At 65.6% G+C, this 12,462-nt stretch carries 25 protein-coding genes; all 25 read right to left on the reverse strand.

What is annotated here, in order from left to right:
- Positions 1 to 3 precede the first annotated feature (3 nt).
- Entirely contained in the window at positions 4 to 360 is a 357-nt protein-coding gene (rpsM, locus tag G8346_RS09515; protein WP_166050547.1) for a 30S ribosomal protein S13, read from the reverse strand.
- Positions 361 to 430: 70 nt separating this feature from the next.
- Positions 431 to 544 carry a 50S ribosomal protein L36 gene (gene rpmJ, locus G8346_RS09520; protein WP_165281505.1) on the reverse strand — a complete coding sequence of 38 codons (114 nt, stop codon included), beginning with the start codon at positions 542 to 544 and terminating at the stop codon, positions 431 to 433.
- Between the two features lie 24 nt (positions 545 to 568).
- Positions 569 to 1,894, reverse strand: a complete 1,326-nt coding sequence (gene secY, locus G8346_RS09525) for a preprotein translocase subunit SecY (protein ID WP_166050674.1) — start codon at positions 1,892 to 1,894, stop codon at positions 569 to 571.
- A gap of 22 nt (positions 1,895 to 1,916) precedes the next feature.
- On the reverse strand, positions 1,917 to 2,348 hold the full coding sequence (gene rplO / locus G8346_RS09530; protein WP_166050549.1) for a 50S ribosomal protein L15: 432 nt from the start codon (positions 2,346 to 2,348) through the stop codon (positions 1,917 to 1,919).
- 1 nt (position 2,349) lies between these two features.
- The gene (gene rpmD / locus G8346_RS09535) at positions 2,350 to 2,550 is read right to left on the reverse strand and encodes a 50S ribosomal protein L30 (RefSeq protein ID WP_166050551.1); all 201 of its coding nucleotides are present in this window, start codon (positions 2,548 to 2,550) and stop codon (positions 2,350 to 2,352) included.
- A gap of 4 nt (positions 2,551 to 2,554) precedes the next feature.
- On the reverse strand, positions 2,555 to 3,061 hold the full coding sequence (rpsE, locus tag G8346_RS09540; protein WP_166050552.1) for a 30S ribosomal protein S5: 507 nt from the start codon (positions 3,059 to 3,061) through the stop codon (positions 2,555 to 2,557).
- 25 nt (positions 3,062 to 3,086) lie between these two features.
- Complete coding sequence (gene rplR / locus G8346_RS09545; protein ID WP_166050554.1) at positions 3,087 to 3,440, reverse strand: 50S ribosomal protein L18; 354 nt, start codon at positions 3,438 to 3,440, stop codon at positions 3,087 to 3,089.
- Between the two features lie 13 nt (positions 3,441 to 3,453).
- Complete coding sequence (rplF, locus tag G8346_RS09550) at positions 3,454 to 3,987, reverse strand: 50S ribosomal protein L6 (protein WP_166050556.1); 534 nt, start codon at positions 3,985 to 3,987, stop codon at positions 3,454 to 3,456.
- A gap of 32 nt (positions 3,988 to 4,019) precedes the next feature.
- Positions 4,020 to 4,418, reverse strand: coding sequence for a 30S ribosomal protein S8 (rpsH, locus tag G8346_RS09555; RefSeq protein WP_166050558.1), 399 nt, complete (start codon positions 4,416 to 4,418; stop codon positions 4,020 to 4,022).
- Positions 4,419 to 4,448: 30 nt separating this feature from the next.
- Complete coding sequence (gene rpsN / locus G8346_RS09560) at positions 4,449 to 4,754, reverse strand: 30S ribosomal protein S14 (RefSeq protein ID WP_166050560.1); 306 nt, start codon at positions 4,752 to 4,754, stop codon at positions 4,449 to 4,451.
- Positions 4,755 to 4,768: 14 nt separating this feature from the next.
- Positions 4,769 to 5,308 carry a 50S ribosomal protein L5 gene (gene rplE, locus G8346_RS09565; RefSeq protein ID WP_166050562.1) on the reverse strand — a complete coding sequence of 180 codons (540 nt, stop codon included), beginning with the start codon at positions 5,306 to 5,308 and terminating at the stop codon, positions 4,769 to 4,771.
- Between the two features lie 17 nt (positions 5,309 to 5,325).
- Complete coding sequence (gene rplX, locus G8346_RS09570) at positions 5,326 to 5,643, reverse strand: 50S ribosomal protein L24 (protein WP_166050564.1); 318 nt, start codon at positions 5,641 to 5,643, stop codon at positions 5,326 to 5,328.
- An 18-nt stretch (positions 5,644 to 5,661) separates the two neighbouring features.
- Positions 5,662 to 6,030, reverse strand: a complete 369-nt coding sequence (rplN, locus tag G8346_RS09575; protein WP_165347657.1) for a 50S ribosomal protein L14 — start codon at positions 6,028 to 6,030, stop codon at positions 5,662 to 5,664.
- A gap of 32 nt (positions 6,031 to 6,062) precedes the next feature.
- Complete coding sequence (gene rpsQ / locus G8346_RS09580; RefSeq protein WP_166050566.1) at positions 6,063 to 6,344, reverse strand: 30S ribosomal protein S17; 282 nt, start codon at positions 6,342 to 6,344, stop codon at positions 6,063 to 6,065.
- Positions 6,344 to 6,553, reverse strand: coding sequence for a 50S ribosomal protein L29 (gene rpmC / locus G8346_RS09585; protein WP_166050676.1), 210 nt, complete (start codon positions 6,551 to 6,553; stop codon positions 6,344 to 6,346). Before rpmC ends, rpsQ begins: the two co-directional genes overlap by 1 nt.
- Entirely contained in the window at positions 6,553 to 6,966 is a 414-nt protein-coding gene (gene rplP / locus G8346_RS09590) for a 50S ribosomal protein L16 (protein WP_166050568.1), read from the reverse strand. The genes rpmC and rplP overlap by 1 nt, the downstream gene beginning before the upstream one ends.
- A gap of 11 nt (positions 6,967 to 6,977) precedes the next feature.
- Entirely contained in the window at positions 6,978 to 7,652 is a 675-nt protein-coding gene (rpsC, locus tag G8346_RS09595; protein ID WP_166050570.1) for a 30S ribosomal protein S3, read from the reverse strand.
- Positions 7,653 to 7,666: 14 nt separating this feature from the next.
- Positions 7,667 to 7,999, reverse strand: a complete 333-nt coding sequence (gene rplV / locus G8346_RS09600) for a 50S ribosomal protein L22 (RefSeq protein WP_166050572.1) — start codon at positions 7,997 to 7,999, stop codon at positions 7,667 to 7,669.
- An 11-nt stretch (positions 8,000 to 8,010) separates the two neighbouring features.
- On the reverse strand, positions 8,011 to 8,283 hold the full coding sequence (rpsS, locus tag G8346_RS09605) for a 30S ribosomal protein S19 (protein WP_166050574.1): 273 nt from the start codon (positions 8,281 to 8,283) through the stop codon (positions 8,011 to 8,013).
- Between the two features lie 21 nt (positions 8,284 to 8,304).
- Positions 8,305 to 9,129, reverse strand: a complete 825-nt coding sequence (rplB, locus tag G8346_RS09610; RefSeq protein WP_166050576.1) for a 50S ribosomal protein L2 — start codon at positions 9,127 to 9,129, stop codon at positions 8,305 to 8,307.
- Positions 9,130 to 9,159: 30 nt separating this feature from the next.
- Entirely contained in the window at positions 9,160 to 9,456 is a 297-nt protein-coding gene (gene rplW / locus G8346_RS09615; protein ID WP_166050578.1) for a 50S ribosomal protein L23, read from the reverse strand.
- Complete coding sequence (rplD, locus tag G8346_RS09620) at positions 9,453 to 10,061, reverse strand: 50S ribosomal protein L4 (RefSeq protein WP_166050580.1); 609 nt, start codon at positions 10,059 to 10,061, stop codon at positions 9,453 to 9,455. The genes rplW and rplD overlap by 4 nt, the downstream gene beginning before the upstream one ends.
- Positions 10,062 to 10,071: 10 nt before the next feature.
- On the reverse strand, positions 10,072 to 10,716 hold the full coding sequence (gene rplC / locus G8346_RS09625) for a 50S ribosomal protein L3 (RefSeq protein WP_166050583.1): 645 nt from the start codon (positions 10,714 to 10,716) through the stop codon (positions 10,072 to 10,074).
- A gap of 217 nt (positions 10,717 to 10,933) precedes the next feature.
- Complete coding sequence (gene rpsJ / locus G8346_RS09630; protein ID WP_166050585.1) at positions 10,934 to 11,245, reverse strand: 30S ribosomal protein S10; 312 nt, start codon at positions 11,243 to 11,245, stop codon at positions 10,934 to 10,936.
- 27 nt (positions 11,246 to 11,272) lie between these two features.
- Positions 11,273 to 12,462: elongation factor Tu (gene tuf / locus G8346_RS09635; RefSeq protein WP_166049569.1), on the reverse strand; the 1,190-nt coding region annotated here is incomplete at its 5' end.

Consider the following 12,462-nt stretch of genomic DNA (forward strand, 5'->3'; position numbering starts at 1 on the left):
TCCTTACTTCCTCACCGGGCGGCGCGGACCCTTCCGCGTCCGGGCGTTGGTGCGCGTACGCTGCCCGCGCATCGGCAGGCCGCGGCGATGACGGATACCGCGGTAACAACCGAGGTCCATCAGGCGCTTGATGTTCATGGAGGTCTCGCGACGCAGGTCGCCTTCCACGACCATCCGCGCCACCTCGGCACGCAGCTTTTCCACCTCCGGCTCCGTCAGGTCCTTCACCTTGGTGTCGGGCGGGATGCCGGCGGCTTCGCAAATCTGCTTCGCGCGCGTGTTGCCGACCCCATAAATGTGGGTCAGCGCAATCACAGTGTGCTTGTTGGCTGGGATATTTATCCCGGCAATACGGGCCATTAACGCCGTCTCCTATCGCTCACGCGAAGCCGATCATTGTGCCTGATTCGGCAGTCGCCTTCAATGTCTTTCAGCCTTGCCGCTGCTTGTGGCGCGGATCCGAGCAAATCACCCGGATGACCCCGCCGCGGCGAATGATCTTGCAGTTCCTGCAGATCTTCTTGACCGATGCACGCACTTTCATCTTTCTCTCCTGGTTCCGCGCCGCTCAGCGAATCTGCCCGGCACGGCCGTAGCCCTTGAGGTTGGCCTTCTTCAGCAGGCCGTCGTACTGGTGACTCATCATGTGCGCCTGCAGCTGGGACATGAAGTCCATGCTGACGACCACGATGATGAGCAGGGACGTGCCGCCGAAGTAGAACGGCACGTTCCAGTACATGATCATGAATTCCGGCAGCAGGCAGATCGCCGTGATGTACATGGCGCCCCAGAAAGTCAGGCGCGTCAGCACGCTGTCGATGTACTCCGCCGTCTGCTGCCCGGGGCGGATGCCCGGGATGAAGGCGCCGGACCGCTTCAGGTTGTCCGCCGTCTCGCGCGAGTTGAACACCAGCGCGGTGTAGAAGAAACAGAAGAAGATGATCAGGGCCGCATAGATCAGCGTGTATACCGGCTGCCCCGGCGACAGGCTGGAAGCCATCACCTGCAGCCAGCCCATGCTGTCGGCAGTGCCGAACCACTGCGCCACGGTCGCCGGGAACAGGATCAGGCTGCTGGCGAAAATGGGCGGGATCACGCCGGCCATGTTCAGCTTGAACGGCAGGTGGGTGGTCTGGCCCTGGTACATGCGCCGGCCCTGCTGGCGCTTGGCGTAGTTCACCGCGATGCGGCGCTGCCCGCGCTCGACGAAGGCGACGAAGGCGGTCACGGCCAGCACCAGGAAGAACAGGATCAGCGCCAGCGCCGCGGGCATTTCGCCGTTACGCACCAGCTCGAGCGTCCCGCCGAGGGCGGAAGGCAGGCCGGCCACGATGCCGGCGAGGATGATCATGGAGATACCGTTGCCGATACCGCGCTCCGTGACCTGCTCGCCCAGCCACATGAGGAACATGGTGCCGGTCACCATGGTGACGCAGGCGATGAACACGAACTGCGGGCCGGGCGCGATCACCACGCCCTGGTTCTGGAACGCGACGGCCGCGCCGATGGACTGGAAGGTCGCCAGTCCGAGCGTGCCGTAGCGGGTGTACTGGGTGATCTTGCGGCGCCCGGACTCGCCTTCCTTCTTCATGGCGGCCAGCGACGGCACCACGACCGCCATCATCTGCATGATGATGGAGGCGGAGATGTAGGGCATGATGCCGAGGGCGAAAATCGACAGGCGCTCCAACGCGCCGCCCGAGAACATGTTGAACACGCTCAGGATGGTGCCCTGCTGCTCCTGGAAGAAGCGGGCCAACGCCACCGGATCGATGCCCGGCACCGGGATGAAAGTCCCGATGCGGTAAACGACCAGGGCGCCAAGCAGGAAAAAGATCCGCTTGCGCAGGTCGCCCAGGCGGGCAGCCTGGCCGAGGGCCGCAGCCGGGTTCATGTTGGAGGGTGACTTCGCCACTCTATTCCTCGATCTTGCCGCCGGCGGCCTCGATCGCCGCACGCGCGCCGGCCGTCACGGCCAGCCCCTTGACGGTTACAGCCTTCTCGATCTTGCCGGAGGCGATGATCTTCACGCGCTTGACTTCCTGGCCCACCAGGCCGGCAGCCTTGAGCGCCAGCAGGTCGACCTCGCCGTCCAGCTTGGCCAGCTCGCCCAGGCGCAACTCGCCGGCGTAGCGGCTCTTGCGCGAGTTGAAGCCGACCTTCGGCAGGCGGCGCTGCAGCGGCATCTGGCCGCCTTCGAAGCCGACCTTGTGGTAGCCGCCGGAACGGGCGTGCTGGCCCTTGACGCCGCGGCCGCTGGTCTTGCCCTGGCCGGCGGAATGGCCGCGACCGAGCCGCTTAGGCTCCTTGCGGCTGCCCTCGGCGGGCTTGATTTCATTGAGACGCATCTCAGACTTCCTCTACCTGCAACAGGTACGAGACCTTGTTGATCATGCCCCGGTTCTCGGGGGTATCGGCCACGACCACGCTGTGATGCATGCGCCGCAGACCCAGGCCGGACACGCAAGCCTTGTGCTTGGCGCTGCGGCCGTTGATGCTCTTCACCAGCTTCACGCGGACCTGGCGGGGGTTTGCGTTGTTGTCAGCCATGGTATTAACCCAGGATCTCTGCGACGGTCTTGCCGCGCTTCGCCGCGATCTGCTCCGGCGAGCGGATGCCCGACAGTCCGTTGATGGTGGCCTGCACCACGTTGATCGGGTTGCGCGAGCCGTAACTCTTGGCCAGCACGTTGCGCACCCCGGCGCACTCGAACACGGCGCGCATGGCGCCGCCGGCGATGACGCCGGTACCGTCCGAGGCCGGCTGCATGTACACCTTGGTGGCGCCGTGATGGCCCTCGGTGGCGTACTGCAGGGTGTCGTCCCTGAGCTGGATGCGGCGCATGTTCTTGCGCGCGGACTGCATCGCCTTCTGGATGGCGACCGGTACCTCGCGGGCCTTGCCGTAGCCGTAGCCGACCCGGCCGGCGCCGTCGCCCACCACCGTGAGGGCGGTGAAACCGAACTGGCGGCCGCCCTTCACGACCTTGGCGACGCGGTTGACGGTGACGAGCTTTTCAATCAGGTCGTCGCCGGCGCTATTTCTTTCTGGTGCTGCCATTGTTCAACTGTCCCCGGGCGTATGCCTAGAACTCGAGACCGTTTTCGCGGGCCGCGTCGGCCAGGGCCTTGACCCTGCCGTGATAGCGGAACCCGGAACGGTCGAATGCCACCTTGCTCACGCCGGCCGCCTTTGCGGCCTCGGCGATCGCACGACCCACGGCCTGGGCGGCTGCGATGTTGCCGGTCTTCTCGATGCCTTCGCGCACCGCCGGCTGCAACGTCGACGCCGTCGCGAGCACCTTGCCGCCGTCGGGCGACAGGACCTGCGCGTAAATGTGGCGCGGCGTGCGGTGGATGCTGAGACGGTTATATCCCAACTCCCGGATCTTTGACCGGGCGCGGCGCGCGCGCCGGATGCGTGCAACTTTCTTTTCCATGCCTCGCCCTGCCTTACTTCTTCTTCGCTTCCTTCAGGACCACGCGCTCATCCGAGTAGCGCACGCCCTTGCCCTTGTAGGGCTCGGGCGGGCGATAACCGCGGATATCGGCGGCCACCTGACCGACCTTCTGCCGGTCAATTCCCGTCACCAGGACTTCCGTCTGGCTGGGCGTCTCGATGGTGATGCCCTCCGGGACCTGGTAGGCCACCGGATGCGAAAAGCCGAGGGTGAGGTTCAGCACCTTGCCCTGCGCCTGGGCGCGGTATCCCACGCCGACCAGCTCGAGCTTCTTCTGGAACCCCTCGGAGACACCCTTCGCCATGTTGGCGAGCAGGGCGCGGACGGTACCGGCCATGGCGCCCTTCGGCTTCTCGGTGCCGGGCGTGCGCACGTGGAGTTCGGCGCCTTCCTGCACCACCTCGACCGAGGCATCCACCTCGAGGGAGAGCTCTCCCTTCGGCCCCTTGAGCACGGCGCGCCGGCCGTCGAGCTTGAACTCGACACCCTTGGGCAGCTGCACCGGCATCTTGGCGACTCTGGACATCGTTCTATCTCGCTTTCCGTGGTCGGTCCGGATCAGGACACGACGCAGATAATTTCACCGCCGCGACCCTTGGCGCGCGCCTGGCGGTCGCTCATCAATCCTTCGGAGGTCGACACGATGGCCACCCCCAGGCCGCCGAACACCGTCGGCAGCTCATCCTTGCTCTTGTACACGCGCCGGCCGGGCCGGCTCACGCGCTGCACCGCGTCGATCACGGGCCGGCCGTCGTGGTAACGCAGCGCCACGACCAGGTCCTGCTTGCCGGGACCGGCCTCCTCGACGCTGAAACCGTCGATGTAGCCTTCGTCCTGCAGCACCTTCAGGATGGCCTGCTTGACGCCGGAGGAAGGAATGCGCACCTGCGCCTTGCCCGCCTTCTGGCCGTTGCGAATCCGCGTCAGGAGGTCCGCGATGGGATCGGTCATGCTCATGTCAGAATCCTTGCCCTGTCTCTCGCCTGCTTACCAGCTGGCCTTGCGCAGGCCCGGGATCTGGCCGCTCATCGTGCTCTCGCGCAGCTTGTTGCGGCCGAGCCCGAACTTGCGGTAGTAACCCCGTGACCGTCCCGTGATCGAGCACCGGTTGCGCATCCGCGACGGGCTGGCGTCGCGCGGCAACGCGGCGAGCTTGGCGACCGCCTCGAGGCGCTCCTCGTCGGTGGTGTTCTCGTCGACGATGATCGCCTTGAGCTTCGCGCGCTTGGCGGCGTACTTCGCCACCAGCTTCGCACGGCGAACCTCGCGCTCGAGCATGGATTTCTTGGCCATAGGCTTGCGGTCCTCTACTTCCTGAAGGGGAATTCAAACGCTTCGAGCAGAGCCCTGCCCGCCACGTCGTCCTTCGCCGTCGTCGTAATCGTGATGTCCATGCCCCGGATGGCATCGACCTGGTCGTAGTCGATCTCCGGGAAAATAATCTGTTCCTTCACGCCCAGGCTGTAGTTGCCACGGCCGTCGAAGGACTTCACCGACAGGCCGCGGAAATCGCGCACGCGCGGGATGGCGACGTTGATCAGCCGGTCCAGGAACTCGTACATGCGCTCCCGGCGCAGCGTGACCTTGCAGCCGATCGGCATGCCGTCGCGCAGCTTGAAGGCGGCCACGGACTTGCGGGCCTTGGTGATCACGGCCTTCTGGCCGGTGATCGCCTCCATGTCCTTGACGGCGTTGTCGACGATCTTCTTGTCGGCAACGGCCTCGCCCACGCCCATGTTCACCGTGATCTTGCTGATCCGCGGCACTTCCATGGGGTTCTTCAGCCCAAGGCGCTCCATCAGCGCGGGGGTGAGTTTCTGCTCGTAATGTTCTTTCAGCCTGGCCATGTTTCACCCGGACGCCGTCAGACGTCCACGACCTCGTTGTTCGACTTGAAGTAACGCACTTTCTTGCCGTCCTGGAGCGCGCGGATGCCGACCCGGTCGCCCTTCTTGGCGACGGGGTTCCACAGCATCACGTTGGACGCGTGCAGGGGCATCTCCTTCTCGACGATGCCGCCGGCCACGCCACGCTGCGGGTTGGGGCGCTGGTGCTTCTTGACGACGTTGATGTTCTCCACGAGCACACGTTCGTCGTCGAAAACCCGCAGCACCGTCCCGCGCCGACCCTTGTCGCGCCCCGCGATGACGATGACTTCGTCGCCTTTCCTGATCCTGTTCATTCCTGGCTCCCCGGCGCCCTAGATAACTTCAGGCGCGAGCGAGATGATCTTCATGAAATTCCCGGTACGCAGTTCGCGCGTAACGGGCCCGAAAATACGCGTGCCGATCGGCTCCAGCTTGTTGTTCAGGAGCACGGCCGCATTGCCGTCGAAGCGGATCAGCGAACCGTCCGGACGGCGCACGCCCTTGCGCGTACGCACCACGACGGCGTTGTAGACCTCGCCCTTCTTCACCTTGCCGCGCGGGATGGCGTCCTTGACGCTCACCTTGATGACGTCGCCGACACCGGCGTAGCGGCGCTTCGACCCGCCCAGCACCTTGATGCACTGGACGCGACGCGCCCCGCTGTTGTCGGCCACCGTCAGTACGGTCTGCATCTGGATCATGACTGCACTCTCTTAAGTCGTCCCGCTTCCGTTCAACGCTCGGGGGCCCGCTCGAGGATCTCGACCACCCGCCACGCCTTGCGCTTGGACTGGGGCCGGGTCTCGGCGATGCTCACCGTGTCGCCGATGCGGCACTCGTTGTTTTCATCGTGGGCCAGCAGCTTGGTGGTGCGGCGGATGTACTTGCCGTAAACCGGGTGCTTTACCCGGCGCTCCACCGACACCGCGGCCGTCTTGTCCATGCGGTCGCTGACTACGCGGCCCGTCAGGGTCCGCGCCGTCGTCTCGGCCGCCTTCTCGATGGTCTCGCTCATCACGCCTTATCCTTTACTTCGGCCCGGGCCTTCTCGCCGAGCACCGTCTTCACACGCGCGATGTCCTTGCGCACCTTGCCGAACTGGTCCGGGCGGGCCATCTGGCCGGTGGCCCGCTGCATGCGCAGGTTGAACTGCTCGCGGCGGAGCTTGATGAGCTCCTCGTTCAGCTCGATCGCGGTCTTGCCGCGCAGATCCTTCGCTTCCATCACATCACCTGCCTGGACACGAACGTGGTGCCGAAGGGCAGCTTGGAGGCCGCCAGCCGGAACGCCTCGCGCGCGATCTCTTCCGACACGCCTTCCATCTCGTACAGCACCTTGCCGGGCTTGATCTCGGCCACCCAGTACTCGACGTTGCCCTTGCCCTTGCCCATGCGGACCTCGATGGGCTTGGCGGTGATCGGCTTGTCCGGGAACACGCGGATCCAGATCTTGCCGCCGCGCTTGACGTGGCGCGTCATGGCGCGACGAGCGGCCTCGATCTGGCGCGCAGTCAGCCGCCCGCGGGTGGTCGCCTTCAGGCCGAACTCGCCGAAGGACACGTCCGCGCCGCGCTGGGCGAGACCACGGTTCTTGCCCTTGAACTGCTTGCGGTACTTGGTGCGCTTTGGTTGCAGCATCCTCGTAACTCCTAGCTGGCCGCGGCTTCAGCCGGCGCGGCCGCGGGCTTCTCGATGACCTCGCCCTTGAAGATCCACACCTTGACGCCGATGACGCCGTAGGTGGTCTTCGCCTCGGCGAAGCCGTAGTCAATGTCGGCCCGGAAGGTGTGCAGGGGCACGCGCCCCTCGCGATACCACTCCGAGCGTGCGATCTCGGCGCCGTTCAGGCGGCCGCCGACCTTGATCTTCACGCCCTGCGCGCCCAGGCGCATGGTGTTGGTCACGGCGCGCTTCATGGCGCGGCGGAACATCACGCGGCGCTCCAGCTGCTGGGCGATACCCTCGGCCACCAGCTGGGCGTCGAGCTCCGGCTTGCGGATCTCGGCGATGTTGATGCGCACGTCGCCCATCGGCAGGCCCAGCATCTGGGCCACCTCGGTGCGCAGCTTCTCGATGTCCTCGCCCTTCTTGCCGATCACGATCCCCGGCCGCGCCGTGTGGATGGTGATGTGGGCCTTGCGCGCGGGACGCTCGATCTGGATCCGGCTCACCGACGCCTGCGCCAGGCGCTTGCGCAGCAGCTCGCGGATCTGGAAATCGCTCTGCACGTAGTCGGGGAAGTTCTTCGTGTCGGCGAACCAGCGAGAGTCCCACTCCCGCGTGATGCCGAGCCGAATGCCTACCGGATGTACTTTCTGACCCATGGATACTTTCCCGTCTACTCGTCCGCCACCTGGATGGTGATGTGGCTGTTGCGCTTGATGATGCGGTTGCCGCGGCCCTTGGCCCGCGCGCGGAAGCGCTTGAAGGTCGGCGCCTCGTCAACCATGATCGTCGCGACCTTCAGCTCATCGATGTCCGCGCCGTGATTGTGCTCGGCGTTGGCAATGGCCGACTCCAGCACCTTCTTCACGATGCGCGCCGCTTTCTTCGGCGTGTACTCGAGGGTCTGCAGCGCGGCGCCGACGGGCTTGCCGCGGACCATGTCCGCGACCAGCCGGCACTTCTGCGGCGAGATCCTGGCGTAGCGAAGCCTGGCTGCTACCTGCATCTCAATGACTCCTACTTGGCCTTGCGATCGCCGGAGTGGCTCTTGAAGGTGCGGGTCTGCGCGAACTCGCCCAGCTTGTGCCCCACCATGTTTTCCGAGATGAGCACCGGCACGTGCTGCCGGCCGTTGTGTACGGCAATCGTCAGTCCCACCATGTTGGGGACGACCATCGAGCGACGCGACCAGGTCTTGATCGGGCGACGATCGTTCCTGTCCTGCGCCTCGCGCGCCTTCTTCAGCAGCGCGGCGTCTATGAATGGGCCCTTCTTGACCGAACGTGGCACGGCTATTACCTCTCCGTTCCCTTACTTGCGGCCCCGACGACGAACGATCATCGCGTCGGTGCGCTTGTTCTTGCGGGTCTTGTAACCCTTGGTCGGCACGCCCCACGGGGTGGTGGGATGCTTGCCGAAGTTGCGACCCTCGCCACCACCGTGCGGGTGGTCGACGGGGTTCATGACGGTACCGCGCACGGTCGGGCGAATACCCCGCCAGCGCGTCGCGCCCGCCTTGCCGAGCTTGCGCAGCGAGTGCTCGCCGTTGCCGACCTCGCCCACCGTGGCGCGGCAGTCGACGTGCACCTTGCGGGTCTCGCCTGAACGCAGGCGCAGCGTGGCGTAAATACCCTCGCGCGCGGCGATCATCACCGACGCGCCGGCGCTGCGGGCCAGCTGGGCGCCCTTGCCCGGCTTCATCTCGACGCAATGCACGGTCGAACCGACCGGGATGTTGCGCAGCGGCAGCGTGTTGCCCGTCTTGATCGGCGCCTCGGTGCCGGACAGCACGGTATCGCCGTCCTGCAGGCCCTTCGGCGCGATGATGTAACGGCGCTCGCCGTCGGCGTACAGCAGCAGTGCCAGGTGTGCGCTGCGGTTCGGGTCGTACTCGAGGCGCTCGACGCGGGCCGGGATGCCGTCCTTGTCGCGCTTGAAGTCCACGATCCGGTAGCGCTGCTTGTGACCGCCGCCCTGGTGGCGCACGGTGATCCGGCCCACGTTGTTGCGGGCACCGCTGCGGTTCTTCTTCGCCAGCAGCGGGCCGTAGGGCTCGCCCTTGTGGAGGCCCGGGGTCTTCACCTGCACGACGAAGCGGCGGCCTGCCGACGTCGGTTTTGTCTTATGTACTGCCATGAGTCTCAGTCCTGTCCTTGCGCGACGGGGTTATTCGCCGCCCAGGAAATCGATGGTCTGGCCTGCAGCCAGGCTGACGTAGGCCTTCTTCCAGTCCGAGCGACGCCCGGTCATGGCGCCGAAGCGCTTGGTCTTGCCCTTGACCACGGCGATCTGCACGGCCTCGACCTTGACCTCGAACATCAGTTCGACGGCCTTGCCGATCTCCGCCTTGGTGGCGTCGCGGCGCACCTTGAACACGACCTGGTTGCCCTGCTCGTTGGCCAGGGTCGCCTTTTCGGAAACGTGCGGCTCGAGCAGCACGGTCATCAGTCGTTCCTGGCTCATCCCAGCTTCTCCTCGACACTGCGCAGCGCGGCGACGGTCATGACGACGTGCTCGTGGCGCAGCAGGCTGACCGGGTCCAGCGCGGCCGCTTCCAGCACCTCGACGCGGGGCAGGTTGCGCGAGGCCAGCCAGACCTTCTCTTCGAAGGCCTCGATGACGAACAGGCCGGAATCCACGCCCAGGCCCTTCATCAGCGCCACGAACTGCTTGGTCTTCGGCTCCGCCAGCTCCAGCGACTCCACCACGTGGAGGCGTTCCTGCCGGATCAGCTCGGACAGCAGGGCGCACATCGCGCCCCGGTACATCTTGCGGTTGACCTTCTGCTCGAAGCTCCGCGGCTTGGCGGCAAAGGCGCGCCCGCCGCCGACCCAGATGGGGCTGCGGATGGAGCCGGCGCGGGCCCGGCCGGTGCCCTTCTGGCGCCACGGCTTGATGCCGCCGCCCGACACCTCGGAACGGTTCTTCTGCGCCTTGGTGCCGGCACGGCCGGCCGCCATGTAGGCGGTCACGACCTGGTGCACCAGGGGCTCGTTGTATTCCTTGCCGAAGGCCAGCTCGGAGACCTGCAGGTCCTTGCCGTCGGCGCCATGCAGCTGCAGTTTCATCGCCATGTCCTTAACCCCGCGCCTTGGCGGCCGGACGGACGATCACGCGTCCGCCACGCGCGCCTGGCACGGCGCCCTTGACCAGGAGAAGGTTGCGTTCCGCGTCGACGCGGACCACGGTGAGGTTCTGGGCGGTCGCCTTGGCAGCGCCCATGTGGCCGGCCATCCGCTTGCCCTTGAACACGCGGCCCGGCGTCTGGTTCTGACCGATGGAGCCCGGCACGCGGTGCGACACCGAGTTGCCGTGAGTGGCGTCCTGCATGCGGAAGTTGTGGCGCTTGACGGTGCCGGCAAAGCCCTTGCCGATGGTGACGCCGGAGACGTCCACCACCTGGCCGTCGCTGAAAGCGTCGACCTTGATCTCGGCGCCCGGGGCCAGGTCGGCGCCCTCGTCGGCCCCGAGGCGGAACTCCCACAGCCCTTCGCCCGCGTCGATGCCGGCGCGCGCGTAGTGACCGGCCTGGGCCTTGGTCACGCGGGACGGCTTGCGGCTGCCCATGGTGACCTGCACGGCCCGGTAGCCGTCCGTCTCTTCCGTCTTGACCTGCGCGACCCGGTTGGGCAACGCCTCGATCACGGTGACCGGCACCGAGGCGCCGTCTTCCGTGAACACGCGGGTCATGCCGCACTTGCGGCCTACCAGACCGATTGCCATCTTGTCTGTTCCTCTATCACCGCGCCGACTTCGTTTGGCCGGCGCTGCACCTTGGGTTCATGCCGTCTCCCGCATGCGCCCGAAAACCGGGCCGCCCATGGCGGGGGGCGGGTTCAGGCGCCGCTGCGCCCGGAAATCAGCGGCCCGGCGCGGGGTTTTCCGCACCGGGCCGCAGGGAGCCCGCTACTATACGCGGGCGACCCCTCAGGTTCAATACCTAGTTCAGCTTGATTTGCACATCCACCCCGGCCGGAAGCTCCAGCTTCATCAGGGCGTCGACCGTCTTGTCGGTGGGATCGAGGATGTCCATCAAGCGCTTGTGCGTGATCAGCTCATACTGGTCCCGCGCGTCCTTGTTGACGTGCGGGGAGACCAGGACGGTGAACCGCTCCGTCTTGCTCGGCAGGGGGATCGGACCCCGGACCTGGGCGCCCGTGCGCCGCGCGGTCTCGACGATCTCCTTGGCGGAGGTGTCGATCAGCCGGTGATCGAAAGACTTGAGCCGGATGCGGATGTTCTGGTTAGCCATGGTCTGTATCCAGTGAGCCCTGCGGGCTTATTCGTAAATCTTCGCCACGACGCCGGCGCCGACGGTGCGGCCGCCCTCGCGGATGGCGAAGCGCAAGCCTTCTTCCATCGCGATCGGCGCAATCAGCTCCACCTGCATCTGCACGTTGTCGCCAGGCATCACCATCTCCACACCCTCCGGCAGCTCGACCATCCCGGTCACGTCCGTGGTGCGGAAATAAAACTGCGGCCGGTATCCCTTGAAGAACGGCGTATGACGTCCACCCTCTTCCTTCGTCAGGATGTAAACCTCGGCCTGGAACTTGGTGTGCGGCGTGATCGAGTTCGGCTTCGCCAGCACCTGGCCACGCTCCACGTCATCACGCTTCGTGCCGCGCAGCAGCACACCCACGTTGTCACCCGCCTGGCCCTGGTCCAGCAGCTTGCGGAACATCTCCACACCCGTCACCGTCGTCTTCGTGGTGTCACGGATGCCTACAATCGACACCTCGTCACCCACCTTCACGATGCCGCGCTCAATGCGCCCCGTCACCACCGTGCCACGACCCGAAATCGAGAACACGTCCTCGATCGGCATCAGGAAGGCACCATCCACAGCACGCTCCGGCTCCGGAATGTAATCGTCCATCGCCGCCACCAGCTTCTCGATCGAGGGCACCCCGATCTCGCTCGTGTCACCGTCAAACGCCTTCAGCGCCGAACCAGTAATGATCGGCGTGTCATCGCCAGGGAACTCGTACGTGCTCAAAAGATCCCGAACCTCGAGCTCAACCAGCTCCAGAAGCTCAGCATCGTCCACCATGTCCGCCTTGTTCAGGTACACCACGATGTAAGGCACACCCACCTGCCGCGCCAGCAAAATATGCTCGCGCGTCTGCGGCATCGGACCATCCGCCGCCGACACCACCAGGATCGCGCCGTCCATCTGCGCCGCACCCGTGATCATGTTCTTGATGTAGTCCGCATGCCCAGGACAGTCCACGTGCGCGTAATGACGCGCCGCCGACTGATACTCCACGTGCGCCGTCGCAATCGTGATGCCGCGCGCCTTCTCCTCCGGCGCCTTGTCAATCTGGTCGTAAGCACTCACCTCACCACCAAACTTCTCCGCCATCACCTTCGTCAACGCCGCCGTCAAGGTCGTCTTGCCATGATCAACATGACCAATCGTCCCCACATTCACATGCGGCTTCGTACGTTCGAATTTCGCCTTGGACA

Origin of the sequence: Thioalkalivibrio sp. XN279, assembly GCF_011089885.1 — a bacterium.
Lineage (GTDB): Bacteria > Pseudomonadota > Gammaproteobacteria > Steroidobacterales > XN24 > XN24.